Annotated in this window: 20 protein-coding genes; 8 read left to right on the forward strand and 12 right to left on the reverse strand. The window is 63.5% G+C overall.

The genetic code is table 11. The features are described from left to right. The first annotated feature begins 22 nt into the window (after positions 1-22). The 6 genes from truA to AC1RRP_RS18315 are packed head-to-tail and all read left to right on the forward strand — an operon-like array spanning position 23 to position 5,236. Positions 23-805: a tRNA pseudouridine(38-40) synthase TruA gene (gene truA, locus AC1RRP_RS18290; RefSeq protein WP_493038742.1), complete on the forward strand. Its 783-nt coding sequence runs from the start codon at positions 23-25 to the stop codon at positions 803-805. Beyond that, positions 805-1,566 (forward strand): phosphoribosylanthranilate isomerase, encoded by a 762-nt coding sequence (locus AC1RRP_RS18295; protein ID WP_493038823.1) that lies wholly within the window; start codon positions 805-807, stop codon positions 1,564-1,566. The genes truA and AC1RRP_RS18295 overlap by 1 nt, the downstream gene beginning before the upstream one ends. Before the next feature lie 4 nt (positions 1,567-1,570). Next, positions 1,571-2,860, forward strand: a complete 1,290-nt coding sequence (gene trpB / locus AC1RRP_RS18300; RefSeq protein ID WP_493038744.1) for a tryptophan synthase subunit beta — start codon at positions 1,571-1,573, stop codon at positions 2,858-2,860. Next, complete coding sequence (gene trpA / locus AC1RRP_RS18305) at positions 2,857-3,675, forward strand: tryptophan synthase subunit alpha (protein WP_493038746.1); 819 nt, start codon at positions 2,857-2,859, stop codon at positions 3,673-3,675. Before trpB ends, trpA begins: the two co-directional genes overlap by 4 nt. 57 nt (positions 3,676-3,732) lie before the next feature. Beyond that, positions 3,733-4,605 carry an acetyl-CoA carboxylase, carboxyltransferase subunit beta gene (gene accD / locus AC1RRP_RS18310; protein ID WP_493038748.1) on the forward strand — a complete coding sequence of 291 codons (873 nt, stop codon included), beginning with the start codon at positions 3,733-3,735 and terminating at the stop codon, positions 4,603-4,605. Positions 4,606-4,636: 31 nt separating this feature from the next. Next, positions 4,637-5,236 (forward strand): hypothetical protein, encoded by a 600-nt coding sequence (locus tag AC1RRP_RS18315; protein ID WP_493038750.1) that lies wholly within the window; start codon positions 4,637-4,639, stop codon positions 5,234-5,236. Positions 5,237-5,355: 119 nt separating this feature from the next. Here AC1RRP_RS18315 and AC1RRP_RS18320 read toward each other — a convergent pair whose 3' ends face one another. Continuing rightward, positions 5,356-5,916 carry a YggT family protein gene (locus AC1RRP_RS18320; RefSeq protein WP_493038752.1) on the reverse strand — a complete coding sequence of 187 codons (561 nt, stop codon included), beginning with the start codon at positions 5,914-5,916 and terminating at the stop codon, positions 5,356-5,358. 100 nt (positions 5,917-6,016) lie between these two features. Between AC1RRP_RS18320 and lysS the strand changes: the two genes are divergently transcribed. Beyond that, positions 6,017-7,549, forward strand: coding sequence for a lysine--tRNA ligase (lysS, locus tag AC1RRP_RS18325; RefSeq protein ID WP_493038754.1), 1,533 nt, complete (start codon positions 6,017-6,019; stop codon positions 7,547-7,549). 24 nt (positions 7,550-7,573) lie between these two features. Further along, positions 7,574-8,092 (forward strand): YgjP-like metallopeptidase domain-containing protein, encoded by a 519-nt coding sequence (locus AC1RRP_RS18330; RefSeq protein ID WP_493038756.1) that lies wholly within the window; start codon positions 7,574-7,576, stop codon positions 8,090-8,092. Between the two features lie 43 nt (positions 8,093-8,135). On the opposite strand, the gene AC1RRP_RS18335 is transcribed toward AC1RRP_RS18330, so the two are convergent. The 11 genes from AC1RRP_RS18335 to AC1RRP_RS18385 form a co-directional block, all read right to left on the reverse strand. Continuing rightward, positions 8,136-9,722: a methyl-accepting chemotaxis protein gene (locus AC1RRP_RS18335; protein WP_493038758.1), complete on the reverse strand. Its 1,587-nt coding sequence runs from the start codon at positions 9,720-9,722 to the stop codon at positions 8,136-8,138. Positions 9,723-9,828: 106 nt separating this feature from the next. Next, the gene (nagZ, locus tag AC1RRP_RS18340; RefSeq protein ID WP_493038760.1) at positions 9,829-10,887 is read right to left on the reverse strand and encodes a beta-N-acetylhexosaminidase; all 1,059 of its coding nucleotides are present in this window, start codon (positions 10,885-10,887) and stop codon (positions 9,829-9,831) included. A 31-nt stretch (positions 10,888-10,918) separates the two neighbouring features. Beyond that, the gene (gene acpS / locus AC1RRP_RS18345; RefSeq protein ID WP_493038762.1) at positions 10,919-11,329 is read right to left on the reverse strand and encodes a holo-ACP synthase; all 411 of its coding nucleotides are present in this window, start codon (positions 11,327-11,329) and stop codon (positions 10,919-10,921) included. Beyond that, positions 11,326-12,075, reverse strand: a complete 750-nt coding sequence (locus AC1RRP_RS18350; RefSeq protein ID WP_493038764.1) for a pyridoxine 5'-phosphate synthase — start codon at positions 12,073-12,075, stop codon at positions 11,326-11,328. Before AC1RRP_RS18350 ends, acpS begins: the two co-directional genes overlap by 4 nt. Next, a complete protein-coding gene (gene recO, locus AC1RRP_RS18355; RefSeq protein WP_493038766.1) occupies positions 12,072-12,821 on the reverse strand; it encodes a DNA repair protein RecO in 750 nt (249 codons plus the stop codon). Before recO ends, AC1RRP_RS18350 begins: the two co-directional genes overlap by 4 nt. A 24-nt stretch (positions 12,822-12,845) precedes the next feature. Then, positions 12,846-13,781, reverse strand: a complete 936-nt coding sequence (gene era / locus AC1RRP_RS18360; RefSeq protein ID WP_057676874.1) for a GTPase Era — start codon at positions 13,779-13,781, stop codon at positions 12,846-12,848. 4 nt (positions 13,782-13,785) lie between these two features. Further along, positions 13,786-14,472: a ribonuclease III gene (gene rnc, locus AC1RRP_RS18365; protein ID WP_493038768.1), complete on the reverse strand. Its 687-nt coding sequence runs from the start codon at positions 14,470-14,472 to the stop codon at positions 13,786-13,788. A 1-nt stretch (position 14,473) separates the two neighbouring features. Further along, positions 14,474-14,830, reverse strand: coding sequence for a DUF4845 domain-containing protein (locus AC1RRP_RS18370; RefSeq protein ID WP_493038770.1), 357 nt, complete (start codon positions 14,828-14,830; stop codon positions 14,474-14,476). Between the two features lie 28 nt (positions 14,831-14,858). Further along, positions 14,859-15,833 carry a signal peptidase I gene (gene lepB / locus AC1RRP_RS18375; RefSeq protein ID WP_493038772.1) on the reverse strand — a complete coding sequence of 325 codons (975 nt, stop codon included), beginning with the start codon at positions 15,831-15,833 and terminating at the stop codon, positions 14,859-14,861. After that, positions 15,833-17,641, reverse strand: coding sequence for a translation elongation factor 4 (gene lepA / locus AC1RRP_RS18380; RefSeq protein ID WP_493038774.1), 1,809 nt, complete (start codon positions 17,639-17,641; stop codon positions 15,833-15,835). Before lepA ends, lepB begins: the two co-directional genes overlap by 1 nt. 484 nt (positions 17,642-18,125) lie before the next feature. Continuing rightward, complete coding sequence (locus AC1RRP_RS18385) at positions 18,126-19,544, reverse strand: DegQ family serine endoprotease (RefSeq protein WP_493038825.1); 1,419 nt, start codon at positions 19,542-19,544, stop codon at positions 18,126-18,128. Positions 19,545-19,619 lie beyond the last annotated feature (75 nt).

Raw genomic sequence — 19,619 nt, forward strand, 5'->3', positions numbered from 1 at the left:
CGTCCATGGCACAGGCCGCGTCGTGAGGGTCGCCCTCGGCGTCAGCTACGACGGCCACTCCTACGACGGCTGGCAGAGCCAGCCGTCGGGCCGCACGGTCCAGGACCAGCTGGAGAAAGCGCTGGGCCAGTTCGCTGACCAGCGCGTCTCCACCCTCTGCGCCGGCCGAACTGACGCCGGCGTGCACGGCCTCATGCAGGTGGTGCACTTCGACACCACGGCACAGCGCACACCCTACGCCTGGGTCCGCGGAACCAACAGCATCCTGCCGCGCGACATCGCGGTGCAATGGGCGCAGATCGTCCCCGAGGCCTTCCACTGCCGCGCCAGCGCCACCTCACGCCGTTACGCCTACCTGCTGCTGGAGTCGCCGGTGCGCCCCAGCGTGGATACACACCGGGTCGGCTGGGTCTTCCAGCCCCTGGATCTGGAGCGCATGCAGGAAGCAGCCCGGCACCTGCTGGGGGAGCACGATTTCACCTCCTTCCGCGCCTCGGCCTGCCAGGCCCTGTCACCCGTCAAGAACATGCTGCGCATCGAGATCAGCCGGCGCGGCGCCTACTGGCGCTTCGAGTTCGAGGCCAGCGCCTTCCTGCATCACATGATCCGCAACCTCATGGGCTGCCTCATCGTCATCGGCCAGGGAAAACAACCCCCGGCCTGGATGGCCGACGTACTGGCCGCACGCAGCCGTGATGCCGCCGCGCCCACCTTCGCGCCCGACGGGCTGTACTTCCTGGGGCCCCGCTACGACGCCCACTGGGGCCTGCCGGAACGCACGCCTGCGTATGATTGGCTGCCATGATGAACAAGGCCCCCACGCTTGCGACCTCGTCCGCTGCGCTGCCCCCCGAGGGGGCCCGATCCACCCTGGGGTGGCCCGGCGACGGAGTGCGCCACGCCCGCACCCGCATCAAGATCTGCGGCCTGACGCGCGAGCAGGACGTGGAGGCGGCTGTGGCCGCCGGCGCCGACGCCGTGGGCTTCGTGCTGTATGAGAAGAGCCCCCGTCACGTGACGGCCCAGCGCGCCGCCGAACTGGCGCGCCGCCTGCCCCCCTTTGTGACGCCGGTGCTGCTGGTCGTCAATGCGAGCCCGCAGGGCATCCGGGCCGCCTGCGACCTGGTGCCGTCCGCCACCCTGCAGTTCCATGGGGACGAAACCCCGGATCAGTGCCAACTGGCTGCCGGCACCCGCCCTTTCCTGCGCGCTGCCCGCATTCCCGTCGGGGAAGCGGGGCGAAGCTTCGACCTCGTAAAATACGCCCAGGATTATTCGGCCGCCCAGGCCATCCTGCTCGACGCCCATGTCGAGGGTTTCGGGGGCGGCGGCAAGGCATTCGATTGGTCACTTCTTCCTCCAAGCGTCGACGCTCACCTCGTCTTGAGTGGTGGGCTCACACCTGCAAACGTAGCCGATGGCATCGCGCAGCTGCGGCCGCGCTGTAGGTCGCTGGCCGTCGATGTGAGTTCCGGCGTCGAAGCCTCCAAGGGCATCAAGAGCGCCGACAAGATCCACCAGTTTGTCGCGGCCGTGCGCGCCGCCGACAAGCCCATTGCAGGTTAAACCCATGTTTGAATACCACCAGCCCGACCCCAAGGGCCACTTCGGCATCTATGGCGGCAGCTTCGTCAGCGAAACGCTGACCCATGCCATCAACGAGCTGCGCGCAGCCTACGCCAAGTACCAGCACGACCCGGCCTTCATCGCCGAGTTCAAGTACGAACTGGCCCACTTCGTCGGCCGGCCCTCACCGGTCTACCACGCGGCCCGCATGAGCCGCGAGCAGGGTGGCGCCCAGATCTTCCTCAAGCGCGAGGATCTGAACCACACCGGCGCGCACAAGATCAACAACACCATCGGCCAAGCCATGCTGGCGCGCCGCATGGGCAAGACGCGCATCATTGCCGAAACCGGTGCCGGCCAGCACGGTGTGGCCACCGCCACCATCTGCGCGCGCTACGGTCTGGAATGCGTGGTCTACATGGGTTCCGAGGACGTCAAGCGTCAGAGCCCCAATGTCTACCGCATGAAGCTGCTGGGCGCCACCGTGGTGCCGGTCGAATCCGGCAGCAAGACCCTCAAGGACGCGCTCAACGAGGCCATGCGCGACTGGGTGGCCAATGTGGACAACACCTTCTACATCATCGGCACCGTTGCTGGCCCGCATCCTTACCCGATGATGGTGCGCGACTTCCAGAGCGTGATCGGCGAGGAATGCCTGGTGCAGATGCCCGAGATGCTGCAGCGCACTGGCTGCGATAGCCCCCAGCCTGATGCGGTGCTCGCCTGCGTGGGCGGCGGCTCCAACGCCATGGGCATCTTCTACCCTTATATCCAGCACGAGCAGACGCGCCTGATCGGCGTGGAAGCCGCTGGCGAGGGCATGGACTCCGGCAAGCACTCGGCCTCGCTGCAGCGCGGCAGCCCCGGCGTGCTGCACGGCAACCGCACCTATGTGCTGCAGAACGAAGACGGCCAGGTGACCGAGACGCACAGCATCAGCGCCGGCCTGGACTACCCCGGTGTCGGTCCTGAGCACGCCTTCCTCAAGGACATCGGCCGCGCCGAGTACGTGGGCATCACCGACACCGAAGCCCTGGCCGCCTTCCACTACCTGTGCCGCACCGAAGGCATCATCCCGGCGCTGGAGTCCAGCCATGCCGTGGCCTACGCGATGAAACTGGCCAAGACGATGCGGCCCGACCAGTCCATCCTGGTCAACCTCTCCGGCCGGGGCGACAAGGACATCGGCACCGTGGCCGACCTGAGCCAGGCGGACTTCTACTGCCGTCCGAGCTGCAAGGGCCAGGCCGTCAAGGGTGGTATGGCCGAACAAAAGATCGAGTTGAAAAAATGAGCCGCATCGCTTCCACGTTCGCCGCGCTGCAAAAGAGCCAGCGCAAGGCCCTGATTCCCTTCATCACGGCCGGCTATCCCTATCCCGACATCACACCCGAGCTCATGCACGGCATGGTGGCTGCGGGCTCCGACGTCATCGAGCTGGGTGTGCCCTTTTCCGACCCCAGCGCCGACGGCCCGGTCATCCAAGCGGCTGGTGACAAGGCCCTGGCCGCCGGCATCGGCCTGCGCCAGGTGCTGGAGATGGTGCGCGTCTTCCGCCAGAAAAACAGCACGACCCCCGTGGTCCTGATGGGCTACGCCAACCCGATCGAGCGCTACGACCAGTTGCACCAGGCCAGCGGCCCCAATGCCTTCGCGCGCGACGCTGCTGCTGTCGGCGTGGACGGCGTGCTGGTGGTGGACTACCCGCCCGAGGAATGCGAAGCCTTCGCCGCCGCACTCAAGCAGCACGGACTGGACCTCATCTTCCTGCTGGCCCCCACCAGCACCGACGAACGCATGGCCCAGGTGGCCCGCGTGGCCAGCGGCTACGTCTATTACGTCTCGCTCAAGGGCGTGACCGGCGCCGGCACCCTGGACACCGCCGCCGTGGAGGCCATGCTGCCGCGCATCCGCCAGCACGTGAAAGTGCCGGTGGGCGTGGGCTTCGGCATCCGTGACGCCGCCAGCGCGAAGGCCGTGAGCCGGGTGGCCGACGCCGTGGTGATCGGCAGCCGCATCATCCAGCTGATCGACCCCCTGCCCCGGGCACAGGTCGTTACCGTGGCCTCGGATTTCCTGCGGGAAATTCGCCAGGCTTTGGATTCATAATGCCGGTCTTGCGCCTGACCGCCGTTGGAATCTGACCCCAATTAAAGGAAGCACACCATGAGTTGGCTCGAAAAACTTCTGCCCCCGAAAATCCAGCACACTGACCCGGCCGATCGCCGCAGCGTGCCCGAGGGCCTGTGGATCAAGTGCCCCAGCTGCGAATCCGTGCTCTACAAGACCGATCTGGAGCAGAACCAGAACGTCTGCCCGACCTGCAGCCATCACCACCGCATCGACGCGCGCACCCGCCTCAACCTGTTCCTGGACAACGAAGGCCGCTTCGAGATCGGCCAGGAGGTGCTGCCGGTCGATGCCCTGAAGTTCAAGGACAGCCGCAAATACCCCGAGCGCCTGAAGGAAGCCCTGGAAGCCACCGGTGAGACCGACGCCCTGGTGGTCATGGGCGGTGCCGTGCACGGCATCAGCCTGGTGGCGGCCAGCTTCGAATTCGGTTTCATGGGCGGCTCCATGGGTTCGGTGGTCGGCGAGCGTTTCGTGCGCGGCGTCGAGACCGCCGTCGAGCAGAAGGTGCCCTTTCTGTGCTTCACGGCCACCGGCGGCGCCCGCATGCAGGAAGGCCTGCTCTCGCTGATGCAGATGGCCAAGACCAATGCCGCCCTGACCCGCCTGGCCAAGAAGAAGCTGCCCTACATCAGCGTGCTGACCGACCCGACCATGGGCGGCGTGAGTGCCGGCTTCGCCTTCCTGGGTGACGTGGTGATTGCCGAGCCCAAGGCCCTGATCGGCTTTGCCGGTCCGCGCGTGATCGAGTCCACGGTGCGCGTGAAGCTGCCCGAAGGCTTCCAACGCGCCGAGTTCCTGCAGGAAAAGGGTGCCGTGGACTTCATCTGCGACCGCCGCGAACTGCGCAAGACCGTGGCCAACACCCTGGCCATGCTGCAGCGTCAGCCGGCCGATGCCGTGATCTGAAGAGTTCAACCCAAAAAAAGGGGGGCTATAAATGAGCGCCCAAGAAGATCGGAACATAGAGCGTGCGCTGCAGGATGCCTCCAAAGCACCTCTGTGGAAAAGGGTCAAGCCTTTTCTGTTGATCCCGTTCGTAATGCTGCTGATCTACATTGGCATCAAGCCAATGTTTGTCACGATGTGGACCACTGAATCTGTAGCTGGTACATATGAACTACACGGTAAAGACGGTCGCTCACTTGTCATCACATTCCTGCCAAACAGAGAATTATTGATGGCCTACCGAGAAGAATCGACAGGCTATCTGGAAGTAGCAAAGGCGCAAGCAACGGGGCATATGGCGACCCATTACTTCGGCCCATTCTGGAGCGTTGCAAAGGGCGGCTCAATGACTACGCCGCTCGATTACAGGCTGTACTTCAATGACGAAAGACCAGCCATTACGCAGATAAAAATCGAACGGAAATACACGTCCAAGGAAGGGAAAGATGTGTTTCTTAAGACCGGAGAGTCCAACGTTTCAGTTCTGTTGTTCAGACCAAAAGAATTCAGGTTCGACTCGATGTGGCTCGAACGTAAGCCAGTTGACCAAGCTCTGGTTGCCAAGACGATTCAACTGTTGGACATGAAATAGGCTTCTCATACCCGCCGTCCACGATGCCAATAAGACTGTGAGTCCAGCCATCGAGCGATGGGTATTCAGAAAGTGCGCCATTGCAAAAGCAAAAACCGGCCGCGCGGCCGGTTTTTGCTTTACAGCAGGGCCAGGCCCTGCAGATGCCCCAGCACGATGGCCGCCACCTGCAGCAGCACCAGCAGCACGAGTGGCGACAGGTCGACCCCGCCGACCAAGGGCACGAAACGGCGGATCGGTGCCAGGAAGGGGGCCACCAGGCGCTCGATGATGTCGGACAGCACGGTATGGGACTGCACCCAGGACAGCACGGCATACACGATCACCAGCCCGGTCAGGCCGGAAATCACGAGGCGCACCACGCCAAACGCGGCCAGGATCAGCACCGACACATAGCTGGCGACGAAACTGGTGAAAACCCACAGGAGCGAGAACATGGCCAGCTCGATCAGCCAGGCCGCCAACAGGCTGGAGAGGTCCCAGCGGCCGGCCGAGGGCACAAAACGGCGCAGCGGCAGCACCAGCCAGTCGGTCAAGGCGAAGACAAAACGGCCCAGCGGATTGCCCGAGCGCGACGACATGGGGATGCGCTGGTACTGCATGTACAGGCGCAAGAGACAGGCGCCACCGAGTACGCCGGCCACGACTTCGAGCAGGAGGGAAAAGATCTGGAACAGCATGACAGGCCCGGACAGAAGGGAAAAAGCTGAAGGGATGATAGCGTCATTAAAATAGCGGGTTCTGGCCCTCTCTCAGGGCCGCCTCCTACCCGGCCTTCTCATGTCAGAACAACACACCGCTGCCCCCGCCCAGGACGAAAACCAGCTGATCGCCGAACGGCGCGAAAAGCTCAAGGCCATCCGCCAGCGGCAGGCCGAAGGCAAGGGCCCGGCCTTCCCCAACGACTTCAAGCCGACCGACCGCGCCGCCGACCTTTTTGCCGCCCACGCCGGCCAGACGCCCGAGGGCCTGCTGGCCCAGGCCAGCCGTGCCAGCGTGGCCGGCCGCATGATGCTCAAGCGTGTCATGGGCAAGGCCAGCTTCGCCACCCTGCAGGACAGCAGCGGCCGCATCCAGATCTACGTCAAGCGCGACGAGATCGGTGAGGAAGCCTACGAGACCTTCAAGCACTGGGACCTGGGCGACATCGTGGCCGCCGAAGGCCTGGTCTTCAAGACCAAGACCGGCGAGTTGTCCATCCAGGCCAGCAGCGTGCGCCTGCTGACCAAGAGCCTGCGCCCTATGCCCGACAAGTTCCACGGCGTGGCCGACCAGGAGGTCAAGTACCGCCAGCGTTACGTGGACCTGATGACCGACGAAGAAGCGCGCAAGCGTTTCGTCGCGCGCAGCAGGGCCGTGAGCTCGATCCGCGAGTTCATGGTCACGCACGGCTTCCTGGAAGTCGAGACGCCCATGCTGCACCCCATCCCCGGCGGTGCCAATGCCAAGCCCTTCGTCACGCACCACAACGCGCTGGACCAGGAGATGTTCCTGCGCATCGCACCCGAGCTCTACCTCAAGCGCCTGATCGTGGGCGGTTTCGAGCGCGTGTTCGAGATCAACCGCAACTTCCGCAACGAAGGCATCTCGGTACGCCACAACCCCGAGTTCACGATGATGGAGTTCTATGCGGCCTACTGGGACTACCAGGACCTCATGACCTTCACGGAAGGCCTGGTGCGCCACGCTGCCCAGCAGGCCACGGGCACCCTGCAACTGAGCTACGGCGGCAAGCCGGTGGACCTGGCCCAGCCCTTCGAACGCCTGACCATCCGCGAAGCCATCGTGCGCCACAGCGAGGCTGGCAGCGCCTTTGTCGACGACAGCGCCTGGCTGGTCAACGCACTGAAGAAGCTCGGCCTGAACGAGGAGAAGAACAAGCTCTCGACCCGTTCGCTGTCCAGCCTGCAAGTGCTCTACTTTGAAGAGGTCGTGGAAGAGAAACTCTGGCAGCCCACTTTCATCTGCGAGCACCCGGTGGAGATCTCGCCGCTGGCACGCGCCAGTGACACCCGCCCGGACGTGACCGAACGCTTCGAGCTCTACATCACCGGGCGCGAATTCGGCAACGGCTTCTCCGAGCTCAACGATGCAGAGGAGCAGGCCGCACGCTTCCATAGCCAGGTGGCGGCCAAGGACAGCGGCGACGACGAGGCCATGTTCTTCGACCACGACTTCGTGCGCGCGCTCGAATACGGCATGCCGCCCACCGGCGGCTGCGGCATCGGCATCGACCGCCTGATGATGCTGCTGACCGACAGCCCCAGCATCCGCGACGTGATCCTTTTCCCGGCGCTGCGCCGGGAAGGCTGAGCCGGTCCCGAACCGACGGTCCGCTTGAAATATCTGTCGGGCTATCCGCAGCCGATTCAGGGCCAGGTCCGGCAGTTGCTCGCCCAGGGTCTTCTGGGTGCCATGCTGCTGGACAGGTACCCGCGCCGGCATGGCATCCGCACAGACCGCGCCCTGTTCGATTACGTGCAGGGCCTCAAGACGGAGTTTCTGCGCAGCGCCGAGCCCTTGAGCAAGGTCTGTTTCGACAACAAGCTGCACGTGATCCAGCATGCGCTGGGCACGCACACGAGCATTTCACGCGTGCAGGGCAGCCGGCTGAAGGCCAAACGCGAGATCCGCATCGCCACCCTGTTCCGGGAGGTGCCTCTCGCATTCCTGAAAATGATTGCGGTGCATGAACTGGCCCATCTGAAGGTCCAGGCCCATGACAAGGCCTTTTACCAGTTGTGCACCCACATGGAGCCGGACTACCACCAGATCGAGTTCGATCTGCGCCTGTACCTTACCCACGCCGAGGCCTGCGGGCGCCTGGACTGGCCAGATCAGCCTGGCAAGGCCTGATACAGGCCCAAGTGTATTGCCGCCGCATGCGCGGCGATCTACATCACACCGTCAGCAGCAAGGGCTGGCGCTCCCGGTTCACGATGAAACGGTGCATCGCCCCGGCCATGCGATCGGCCTGATCCTTGAGGCTGGCAGAAGCCGCTGCCGCCTGCTCGACCAAGGCCGCGTTCTGCTGGGTCATCTGCTCAAGCTGGCCCATGGACTGGTTGACGCCGCCGATCTCGCTCGACTGCACACTGGCATCCTGCGTGATCGCCTGGATCATGCGGCTGACCTCGGCCACCTGCTGCACGATCTGCGCCATGGCCCGACCGGCGTCCTCGACCTGCCGGGATCCGGCCGCCACTTCGGCGCGGCTGGCCTCGATCAGCCCCCTGATCTCGCGTGCCGCCTCTGCCGAACGCTGCGCCAGCAGGCGCACCTCACCGGCCACCACGGCAAATCCCCGGCCCTGCTCGCCGGCCCGCGCCGCTTCCACGGCCGCATTGAGCGCCAGGATGTTGGTCTGGAAGGCAATACCGTCGATCACCGCGGTGATCTCGGCAATCCGGCTGCTGGAGGCCTGGATGCCCTGCATGCTGTGCACCACCTGCTGGACCAGTTCACCGCCCTGCCCGGCGGCACTGGCGGCGGCACTGGCCGTCTGGCTGGCAGATCGCGCCGACTCGGCCATGGTGCGTACCGTGGTGGTCAGGGCATCGAGCGAAGCGGTTGCCTGCTGCAGGCTGGCAGCCGCCTGTTCGGTACGCGAGCTCAGGTCCAGGTTGCCGCTGGCGATCTGCGCGCTGGCCCCCGTGATGCTGTCGGCGGCCAGCCGGACATCCAGCACCATCAGCTGCAAGGCGTCGACCATGCCATTGAAATCGTGTGACATGCGGCCCAGCTCGTCCTCGGAGCGAACCTGCACTGCGCGTGACAGGTCACCCGATCTGACACGCGTGATGCCCTCGGTCAACTGGGCCAGCGGCTGACGAATCCGCGCCAGCAGGACACCGCCCAGCGCCAGACCGCTGAGTACGGAAAATGCCAGGCCCACCCCTAGCAGCCAGGTCAGTTGATAGACGGCCGCATTCACCTTTTCCCCACCGGCCTCGGTCAAGCGGCGGTTCTGTTCGATCGCCTGGCCGATGCTGGCTTCAGCCGCCAGAGCAGACAGCACGGGCTGCTGGATTTCCTCTTCAAAGATCGCCTGATCGAGGATTTCTCGTCGTTCGATCCTGGCGACGATGCCGCCAACCCGGGTGATGTAGCTGTCCTGATGCGCCCGGCCGCTCTGCAGCATCTGTGCCAGGGCCGGATCAGGCTCGGCCTCGATGGCGGCATGCAACTGCGTGGTGACTGCTGCACCATGCAATTTCCACTCGGCAATGCGCTGCGGGACCCGCTCCATCTTCATCAGCAGATCGATGGAGATGTCTTTTTCGGCACGGCGCAGTTTCAGCAGGTTTTCCTGGACGGAGGCCATGCGCACCAGTTGGGCCAGATCTGCGCCCACGGTCTGGTGGGCCTGGGCCTGGATGCCTTGCACAGCCCAGGCCGTGAAAGCGCCGACCAACAAGAATACGCCGACCAGCAGCGCGATGGTCATCCCGATACGCTGGACCAGCGTCAAATTCAGATTCGTCATCCCAACTCCCCGATACCGCAGGTCACCCGTGACCGGCTATGTGTCAGGAGAAAATTTTATGACTATCGTGTTTCAGTTTCGTGACGAAAGAGATGTCGACCGAGACTCAGGGGATCAGGTCCAGCGCGTGCATATAGGCCGGGCTGACCATGAGTTCGTCCCAGTCGGGCGGCGTTGTCTGCGGCAGCAGGGCCTGGCGCCGGGTTTCCCCCCCGTCGTCGGGTTGCCACTGGCCCTTGACCTGCGCCTCGGTCAAACCGGCGATCAGTTCGTCCACGGCCTGGCCGCCATCGAGCGACTGGTTGCACAGCAGCACCATGTCGCAACCGGCGTTCAGCGCCGTCACGGCAGCTTCGGTGTAGCTGACCCGGCGACCATCGATCAAGCGTGCCCCGGCCATGCTGAGGTCGTCACTGAAGACAGCGCCCTGGAAACGCAAACGGCCGCGCAGGATATCGCCCAGCCATTTTTCTGAGAAACCGGCGGGCCGCGCATCCACCTTCGGGTAGATCACGTGCGCCGGCATCACGCTGTCCAGAGCGGTGCTGAGCCAGTCGTAAGGCGCGGCATCGTCGGCCAGGATGGCCTTGAGGCTGCGCTTGTCCACCGGGATCTCGGTGTGGGAATCGGCCTTCACGAAACCATGCCCGGGGAAATGCTTGCCGCAGCTGGCCATGCCGCCCAGACGCAGGCCGTGCATCAAGCTCTTTGCCAGCAGCGTGACGACACGCGGGTCGCGACCGAAGGCCCGGTCGCCGATGACACCGCTCTCTCCATAGTCGAGATCGAGCACCGGGGTGAAGCTGAAGTCCACGCCACAGGCACGCAGCTCGCTGGCCAGCACCAGGCCGCAAGCGGTGGCTGCGTTGGTGGCACCCAGCTGATCGCGTGCCCACAGTTCGCCCAGGGCGCGCATGGGCGGCAGAGGGGTGTAGCCACCGGTCTTGAAGCGCTGCACACGGCCGCCTTCGTGGTCGACGCAGATCAATAGATCAGCCCGGATCCGCTTGATGTCAGCACAGAGCGAAACCAGTTGGGACCGATCCTGCCAGTTGCGCGCAAAAAGGATGAGGCCACCGACCAGCGGATGGGCCAGCCGGCGACGGTCGTCCGCATTCAGGGCCAGGCCGGCGATATCGATGATCAAGGGTGCGTGCTGGCTCATACAGGTCTTTCGCGGAAAATCAATGGTAGGGCTATGCGTCAGGCCGGGCGGAGATTTTCTCGACCACCACGAAGCTGGCGGCGTAATCGGTCTCGTCGGTCACGCTCACGTGGGCACTCAGCCCCTGGGCCTCGAACCAGGTCTTGAGTTCACCATGGAGCACGATGAAAGGCTTGCCGCTGGGCAGCTTGCCCACCTCACACAAACGCCAGCTCATGGGCAAACGCATGCCCAGGCCGATGGCCTTGGAGAACGCCTCTTTCGCGGAAAAACGGGTCGCGAGATAACGCAAGCCGCGCTCGGGCCAGCGTACGCTGCGCGCCTTCCAGGTGGCAAACTCGGCATCGCTGAGGATGCGCTGGGCGAAGCGCTCACCATGCCGCTCCATGCTGAGGCGAATGCGACGCACGTCGCAGATATCGGTACCGATGCCGTAGATCATCGAGCAGCGTCCGCGATACAGCGCAGGTAATCTTTGACCGTGGCGCTGTAACCGAGCTCCAGGGCGTCGGCAATCAGGGCGTGACCGATCGAGACCTCGGCCACGCCGGGGACCTGGCGCAGGAATTCGGCGAGGTTGTCGCGGTTCAGATCGTGGCCGGCATTCACCCCCAGTCCGGCATCCAGCGCCGCCTGCGCTGCCACGGCATAACGCCGCAGCTGCTCGGCCTGGCTGGCGTGGCCCCAGGCTGCAGCGTAGGGTTCGGTATAGAGCTCGACACGGTCGGCCCCGGCAGCCCGGGCCAGCGCCATCTGCCCGGGCACGGGATCCATGAACAGGCTGACGCGCACGCCCAGACCACGGCATTCGGCGATCAGCGGGCGCAGGCGCTCGGCATCCTGGGGAAAGCTCCAGCCGTGGTCACTGGTGAACTGGCCTTCGGCATCGGGCACGAAGGTGGCCTGTTGCGGACGCACCTGACGGATGAAATCCATCAGGTTGTGGAAGGGGTTGCCTTCGATATTGAATTCGCGGCCTGGCCAGTCCTGCATCAGGATGGCGATATCAAAAACGTCCTGCGCGCGGATATGGCGCTCGTCAGGCCTCGGATGCACTGTGATCCCGTGGGCGCCGGCCTGCAGGCACAAGACGGCTGCACGCGTGACGCTGGGGATGCCCAGATGGCGCGTGTTGCGCACCAAGGCGACCTTGTTGACGTTGACGGAGAGTGCAGTGCGAATTTTCATAGGGATTGGATATCCACCATCATCTGCCGGGTGCGCAGCGTGGATACGCCGCAATGGTAATGGAGCAAGGCACGCAGTAGCGGTTTCAGTTCATTCATCACGGCCGCAGAAGCGCGCAAGGTGTCGGTGAAAGGCGCCCCGGATTCCAGCGCCAGCTGTAATGTCTGCCACTGCGCGCCGCTCAGGCCTGAGCGATCTGACTCGTTGCGCGTGCGCAGGCCGCCTTCGGGTACCAGCGCGTATTGGACATCGGCCTGCAGCGGCGCCAGCGTCATGGTCTGGTGGTCCAGCCGTGGCAGCAAGCCGATCTCGCGCAGCAACAGCAGCTCGAAGGTACGCAAGGCCGCCTGCAGCACCTCGTCGTGTTCGGAAGCCAGCACGCGCACCACGTTGGCATAGACATCGAACAAGACCGGATGCGGGTCATCGCGCGCCAGCAGCTGCAGCAGCAGTTCGTTGAGGTAATAGCCCGACAGCAGGGACTCGCCGGTGGGCATGACGTGGCCGCCCATCCATTCCGCGCCCTTGAGCGTGCGGATCTCGGCGTCGCCACCGTAGCTGAGCTGCAGGGGCTGCAGCGGCAGCAACACGGGGCGGAAACTGGAACTGGGACGCTTGGCGCCCTTGGCCACCAGGGCAATGCGGCCATGATGGCGCGTGAAAACTTCCAGGATCAGGCTGGTCTCGCTCCAGTCGTAGCGGTGCAGCACATAGGCCGGCTCTTCTGAAATGCGTTTCGTCGCCATCGCACTAGCCGGCCCGGCGGCCACTCACTCGTAGCCGAAACTGCGAACGCGAGCCTCGTCATCCGCCCAGCCGGAGCGAACCTTGACCCACAGCTCCAGGAAGACCTTGGCATCAGCCAGCTTCTCCAACTCCACCCGGGTTTCCATGCCTATGCGCTTGATGCGCTCGCCCTTATCACCGATCACCATGGCCTTATGCCCGTCGCGCTCCACCACGATGGTGGCAGCAATGCGCAGCAGGCGTTTCTGCCCCTTCTTCTGCGGTGGTTCTTCTTCAAACTTGTCGATCACCACGGTAGAAGTGTAGGGCAGCTCGTCGCCGGTGAGGCGAAACAGTTTTTCGCGTACCAGCTCGCTGGCGAGGAATTTTTCGCTGCGATCGGTCAGCTCGTCTTCGGCGTACCACCAGTCCTGCTCGGGAAGATATTTTTCGCAAATGCCCAGCAGGCGCTCGATATCCTTGGGATTTTTGGCCGACATGGGCACGAACTCGGCAAAGGCGTGCTTGGCCTGCATTTCCTGCAGCCAGGGGGCGATGTCACCTCGACGGTGCACGTTGTCGAGCTTGTTGGCCACCAACAGTGTAGGAATGCCCTGCCCCAAGAGGGCCAGCACGCGTGCATCTGCAGGGGTGAAGCTGCCGGCCTCCACAACCAGCAAGATCAGGTCCACGTCGGACACTGCGCCCACCACCGTCTTGTTCAGCGATTTGTTGAGCGCATTTCCGTGCACGGTCTGGAAGCCCGGCGTATCCACAAACACGAACTGGGTCGAACCCTGGGTTCGCATGCCGGTGATGCGGTGGCGCGTGGTCTGCGCCTTGCGCGAGGTGATGCTGATCTTCTGCCCCACCAGGGCATTGAGCAGCGTGGACTTGCCGACGTTGGGCTTGCCGACGATGGCCACCAGACCGCAACGATGCGGCGCTTCGGCAGACGGGGTTACCACTGTGCTTTCCATGAGGTCAGGCCTTGTCCCGCGTCTTGAGTGATTGCAGCATGGCAGCAGCAGCTGCCTGCTCACCGGCCCGGCGCGAGTTGCCGATGCCGCGCTCGTTGAGGTTCAGTTCGGAGACTTCGCATTCGATATCGAAAGTCTGCCGATGGGCGGCCCCCAGAGTGCCCACCACACGGTACAAGGGCAACTTGAGTTTGCGCGCCTGCAGCCATTCCTGAAGCTCTGTTTTGGCATCCTTGGCACTGGCCTGCATCTGCGGGTTGATTTCCACGGCCTCGAAGAGACGCTGGACGAGCCCCTGGGCGGCGCCATAGCCGGCATCCAGATAGACCGCGCCAATCAAGGCCTCCAGGGCGTCGGCCAGGATCGAGGGCCGGCGGCTGCCACCGGAACGAACTTCCCCCTCGCCCAAGCGCACCACCTCGGACAAGCCCAGTCCGACGGCCAGCTGGTGCAGGGTGTCCTGCTTGACCAGGTTGGCGCGGATGCGCGAGAGATCACCTTCCGGCAAGGCACTGAGTCGCTGGTAAAGCAGGTCGGCCACGGACAGATTGAGGACGGAGTCCCCCAGGAACTCCAGGCGCTCGTTATGGTCGGCAGAGAAACTGCGGTGCGTGACCGCGCGCGCCAGCAAGGCTGGGTCAGAGAAATGATGCTGCAGGCGCTCCTGCAATGCGGTCAGACCATCAGCCACGCTATTTGGTGCTTCCTTCGTACTTGAGCGTCAGCCAGGCCGGACCGGCCAGATGGATCTCGCGCTCATAGGCAAAGCTGACGACCACCTTGTCGCCGTTTTTGGTCACCGTCAGATCCTTGCCCTCGACGGACTTGATATCGTCGATCGTCGCTGCCCTGTCGAAGACAGCTTTCACTTCGGCCACGGTCCCCCCCTCGGCCGCCGCCTTCTTGGCCGCCTTGTGGATGGCCTGCAACTCGATCGCCGTCGGGATGATCTGTGCCACGATGACCCCGGTGACCGCCAGGATGCCGCCGATGAACAGCAAGCCGATAAAGGTGATGCCACGCTGTCCCGATTTCAGTTGCCTTGTCATAGTTTCCCCCGTCTATCCATCATCGAAATCAGTTGAACGAACCAATACGCTTGAGGTTGCCGAAATTCATCCAGACAAAGAAGGCCTTGCCCACGATGTTCTGATCCGGCACAAAACCCCAGTAGCGCGAATCCAGCGAATTATCGCGATTGTCGCCCATCATGAAATAGTGTCCTTCGGGCACCTTGCAGACCACGCCTTCGATGCTGTAACGGCAGTTCTGGCGGGCAGGGAAGTCGCCGATCTCGGCTTCTGCAAAGCCACCGCGGCGCTCGCCGTCGACGATCATGCGGTGCGGCTGCGCCCCCAGGGCCTCGCCGTACTGCTTGAAGTAGCGCATGGCGTCTTCGTCGAAGAACTCGGGCAACTCGCTGGTGGCCACCGGCTGACCGTTGATCGTCAGCCGCTTGTTCAGGTAGGCCACCTCGTCGCCCGGCACGCCGACGACGCGCTTGATGTAGTCCTGGCTGGGCCGAGGCGGGTAGCGGAACACCATGACATCGCCGCGCTGAGGCTTGTTGCCTTCGGTCAGCTTGGTGTTGAGCACCGGCAGGCGTATGCCGTAGTGATATTTGTTGACCAGGATCAGGTCACCCACCAGCAGGGTCGGGATCATGGAGCCCGAGGGGATCTTGAACGGCTCGAACAGGAAGGAGCGCAGCAGGAAGACCACCACGATCACCGGGAACAGGCCGGCCGTCCAGTCCAGCCACCAGGGTTGCATCAGCAGGCGTTCACGGGCTTGGGCCAGTTCGCCCCCTTCGTCCACGGCAATGCCCTGCTGCTGCAGGCCTGCGCGTCGCTGCAGCGCCTCGGCTTCCAGCCGGGCCGCGGCCGCCTGGCGCTGCGGCAGGAAATAGAAACGCTCGGCCAGCCAGTACAGGCCGGTGACCACCGAGGCCAGAAACAGCAGCAGGGCGAAATTGCCCTCGATCGACCCGAAATACCAGGCACCTATATAGCCGGCGAAGGCCGCCAGCACCATCGCGGTGAGGATCTGCATCAATCCTCCACCTGCAAAATGGCCAGGAAGGCCTCCTGCGGCACTTCCACCGAACCGATCTGCTTCATGCGTTTCTTGCCTGCTTTTTGTTTCTCGAGAAGTTTCTTCTTGCGGCTGATGTCGCCGCCGTAGCATTTTGCCAGCACGTTCTTGCGCAGGGCCTTGATGTTCTCGCGAGCAATGATGTTGGCGCCAATGGCGGCCTGGATGGCCACGTCGAACTGCTGGCGGCTGATGATCTCGCGCATCTTGGCCGCCACGGCCCGGCCGCGGAAGGCGGCCTGGGTGCGGTGCACGATGATGGACAAGGCGTCGACCTTCTCGCCGTTGAGCAGGATGTCGACCTTCACCACATCCGATGCGCGGTATTCCTTGAACTCGTAGTCCATGCTGGCGTAGCCTCGGCTGACGGACTTGAGTTTGTCGAAGAAGTCCAGCACGATCTCGCCCAGGGGCAACTCGTAGGTCAGCATGACCTGGCGGCCGTGGTAGGCCATGTTGAGCTGCAGACCGCGTTTCTGGTTGGCCAGGGTCATGACCGGGCCCACATACTCCTGCGGCATGTAGAGGTGCACCGTCACGATGGGCTCGCGGATCTCCTGGATCTGGCTCTGGTCCGGCATCTTGGACGGGTTCTCGACCATGATGACCTCACCGTCGCCCCGCAGCACTTGGTAGACCACGCTGGGTGCGGTGGTGATCAGGTCCTGGTCGAATTCACGCTCCAGCCGCTCCTGCACGATCTCCATGTGCAGCAGGCCCAGGAAACCGCAGCGGAAGCCGAAGCCCAGGGCCTGGGACACCTCCGGCTCGAAATGCAGGGAAGCATCGTTGAGCTTGAGCTTTTCCAGGCTGTCGCGCAGCGCGTCGTACTGGTTGGCTTCGGTCGGGTACAGGCCGGCAAACACCTGCGGCTGGATCTCCTTGAAACCAGGCAGCGCCTCGGTGGCCGGGCCGGCATTGTTGGGCAGCTTCTTTTCCAGCGTCACGGTATCGCCCACCTTGGCGGCCTGCAGCTCCCGGATACCGGCAATGATGTAACCCACTTCGCCGGCATAGAGCGCCTCGCGTGGCTGGTTGGCCGGCGTGAACACCCCCAGGCTGCCGGCCTCGAAGACGGCATTGGCCGCCATCAGCCGGATGCGCTCCCCCTTGAGCAGGCGACCATCGACCACCCGCACCAGCATGACCACGCCGACGTAGCTGTCGAACCAGCTGTCGACGATCATGGCGCGCAGCGGACCGTCCGGCTTGCCCTGCGGCGCCGGGATGCGGGCCACGATGGCCTCCAGGATGTCGTCCACCCCCATGCCGGTCTTGGCTGAACAGGGAATCGCATCGGAGGCATCGATGCCGATCACGTCCTCGATCTCCTCCTTGGAGCGCTCCGGGTCGGCCTGCGGCAGATCCATCTTGTTGAGCACCGGCACCACCTCCACACCCAGGTCGAGCGCGGTGTAACAGTTGGCGACGGTTTGCGCCTCCACGCCCTGGCTGGCATCGACCACCAGCAGCGCCCCTTCACAGGCCGACAGCGAGCGACTGACCTCGTACGAGAAATCCACGTGGCCAGGTGTATCGATCAGGTTGAGGTTGTAGATCTGGCCGTCACGGGCCTTGTATTGCAGCGCAGCGGTCTGCGCCTTGATGGTTATCCCACGCTCTTTCTCGATATCCATGGAGTCGAGCACCTGCGCCTCCATCTCGCGCTCTTCCAGTCCGCCACAGCGCTGGATCAAGCGGTCCGCGAGCGTCGATTTGCCATGATCGATGTGCGCGATGATCGAAAAATTTCTGATGTGCTTCATCAACGAAAACGTTTAAGTGATTGAATTTAAAAAGACGCGGGCAAGAAAAAAGGGCGCGTCGGGTTGTGACGCGCCCTGAACCAACAATCTATGGCAACTGCGATAGTTGGAGCTTCATTGTAGGCAAAAAGGCAGCCCCGTACAGCCCGAAAAATCGCAAATTTCCGTCGTTGCGACGTCACAACAGGAATTTATCAACAGTTTATCAACAGATTCTTGTGGGCTGATCTTGAACAAGTTGTGGGTGATCTGTGGATGCCTCTGTATGAAGGCCCAGAGATCCCGCATGGTGGATTCAGACCAAGACCATATGCAGGTAATGCCTGTCTGAACGCTGTGCATTCTAACCAAAATGTCGAATCTTGACAATAAGTAAGTGAATACAAACTTATAAATTGGTTTGAAAATTTAAAAGATATTTGCACACGGTATGCACGGCAAAGCCCCTATCCCCAACTCGGGTTGGAGACGGGGCCGCCTACCGTCAGCGCACCGGCCTGATCACGGCGTACTGCGCCCACTCGCCCCGGCGAAACAGCACATGAACAGGTTTGCCCTTTTCGAGCTTGGCTTGCAGCGCCTCGAATTCGCGCACGCTGGCGACCTCGACATTCGCCAGGGCCAGGATCACATCGCCCTCGCGCAGGCCGGCGCGGGCAGCCGCCTCGACAGCCGACTCCACCCGCACCCCACCTTTGAGATTGAGTTCCTTCTTCTGCGCCTCGCTGAGGTCGGTCACGGTCAGGCCCAGCGTCGGTGCGGCACCAGAACGCGGCTTGTCCTCACGCTCCTTGCGCGCCACCGGCTTCTCGACGTCGAATTGGCCGATGGTCACCGTGAGATCCTTGCTGCTGCCACGGCGAAACACGGTCAGCGTGCTGCGCGTACCTGGCTTGAGGCTGCCGACCATGCGCGGCAGGTCCGTCGATTTCTCGATCGCCTTGCCATCGACCTTGGTGATGATGTCGCCGGCTTCCACCCCGGCCTTCTCGGCCGGCGAACCGGTCTCCACCCCACGCACCAGCGCGCCCTGGGGCTTGCCCAGGCCGATGGCCTCGGCCACCTCCTTCGTCACCTGGTCGATCTGCACCCCGATGCGTCCGCGGGTCACGCGCCCGCTGGCACGCAGTTGCTCGCTCACGCGCATGGCCTCATCGATCGGAATGGCGAAGGCGATGCCCATATAGCCACCCGAGCGCGAATAGATCTGGCTATTGATGCCAACCACTTCGCCGCGCAGATTGATCAGCGGCCCACCCGAATTGCCGGGATTGATCGCCACATCGGTCTGGATCAGCGCCAGATAGTCACCCGTGTCACGCTGCTTGGCGCTGACAATGCCGGCCGTCACGGTATTTTCCAGTCCGAAGGGCGAGCCGATGGCCATCACCCACTCGCCCACCTTGAGGCGGTTCACGTCCCCCACCTTCACAGCCGGCAGGCCCGTGGCCTCGATCTTCACGACGGCCACGTCGGTGCGCTTGTCGGCGCCTACGATGCGCGCCTTGAATTCGCGCTTGTCGGTCAAGGTCACGAGCACCTCGTCGGCGCCATCGACCACATGGGCATTGGTCATGATGTAACCATCGGCCGACAGGATGAAGCCAGAGCCCACGCCGCGTGGCTGCTCCTCGGGCTGCGGGCGACCCGACCGCGGTGTCTGGCGCGGCAGGTTCGGGGGCACCGGCAAGCCGAAGCGGCGGAAAAACTCCAGCATTTCCTCATCCGTGCCGTTCTCATCGGCCGCACGCGCGCTGACCTTTTCCAGGGTGCGGATATTGACGACTGAAGGCCCGACCTGATCAACCAGTTCGGTGAAATCAGGCAGGCCGCGCCCTTGGGCTGCGGCCGTGCCACTCAGTGAATAGGCAGCCATTGCCAGCAGAAGCGCGGTCCCCAGCATGAACAGCTTGCGCCTGGGTCCGGTGAACACCGATATAGCCATCACAGACATGTTGAACCCCGTGTGATCAAACGA

Source organism: Hylemonella sp. GW821-FHT12C09 (assembly GCF_058807395.1).

Bases quoted from the DNA above. Each gene is read 5' to 3' on its own strand.
- AC1RRP_RS18320 (WP_493038752.1), bottom strand. From the start codon at position 5,916: ATGCTGTTCCAGATCTTTTCCCTCCTGCTCGAAGTCGTGGCCGGCGTA.
- nagZ (WP_493038760.1), bottom strand. From the start codon at position 10,887: ATGAGCCAGCACGCACCCTTGATCATCGATATCGCCGGCCTGGCCCTG.
- accD (WP_493038748.1), top strand. From the start codon at position 3,733: ATGAGTTGGCTCGAAAAACTTCTGCCCCCGAAAATCCAGCACACTGAC.
- era (WP_057676874.1), bottom strand. From the start codon at position 13,781: ATGGAAAGCACAGTGGTAACCCCGTCTGCCGAAGCGCCGCATCGTTGC.
- AC1RRP_RS18385 (WP_493038825.1), bottom strand. From the start codon at position 19,544: ATGCTGGGGACCGCGCTTCTGCTGGCAATGGCTGCCTATTCACTGAGT.
- trpB (WP_493038744.1), top strand. From the start codon at position 1,571: ATGTTTGAATACCACCAGCCCGACCCCAAGGGCCACTTCGGCATCTAT.
- lysS (WP_493038754.1), top strand. From the start codon at position 6,017: ATGTCAGAACAACACACCGCTGCCCCCGCCCAGGACGAAAACCAGCTG.
- AC1RRP_RS18315 (WP_493038750.1), top strand. From the start codon at position 4,637: ATGAGCGCCCAAGAAGATCGGAACATAGAGCGTGCGCTGCAGGATGCC.
- lepB (WP_493038772.1), bottom strand. From the start codon at position 15,833: ATGCAGATCCTCACCGCGATGGTGCTGGCGGCCTTCGCCGGCTATATA.
- lepA (WP_493038774.1), bottom strand. From the start codon at position 17,641: ATGAAGCACATCAGAAATTTTTCGATCATCGCGCACATCGATCATGGC.
- AC1RRP_RS18335 (WP_493038758.1), bottom strand. From the start codon at position 9,722: ATGACGAATCTGAATTTGACGCTGGTCCAGCGTATCGGGATGACCATC.
- AC1RRP_RS18350 (WP_493038764.1), bottom strand. From the start codon at position 12,075: ATGAAAATTCGCACTGCACTCTCCGTCAACGTCAACAAGGTCGCCTTG.
- AC1RRP_RS18370 (WP_493038770.1), bottom strand. From the start codon at position 14,830: ATGACAAGGCAACTGAAATCGGGACAGCGTGGCATCACCTTTATCGGC.
- recO (WP_493038766.1), bottom strand. From the start codon at position 12,821: ATGGCGACGAAACGCATTTCAGAAGAGCCGGCCTATGTGCTGCACCGC.
- trpA (WP_493038746.1), top strand. From the start codon at position 2,857: ATGAGCCGCATCGCTTCCACGTTCGCCGCGCTGCAAAAGAGCCAGCGC.
- AC1RRP_RS18295 (WP_493038823.1), top strand. From the start codon at position 805: ATGAACAAGGCCCCCACGCTTGCGACCTCGTCCGCTGCGCTGCCCCCC.
- acpS (WP_493038762.1), bottom strand. From the start codon at position 11,329: ATGATCTACGGCATCGGTACCGATATCTGCGACGTGCGTCGCATTCGC.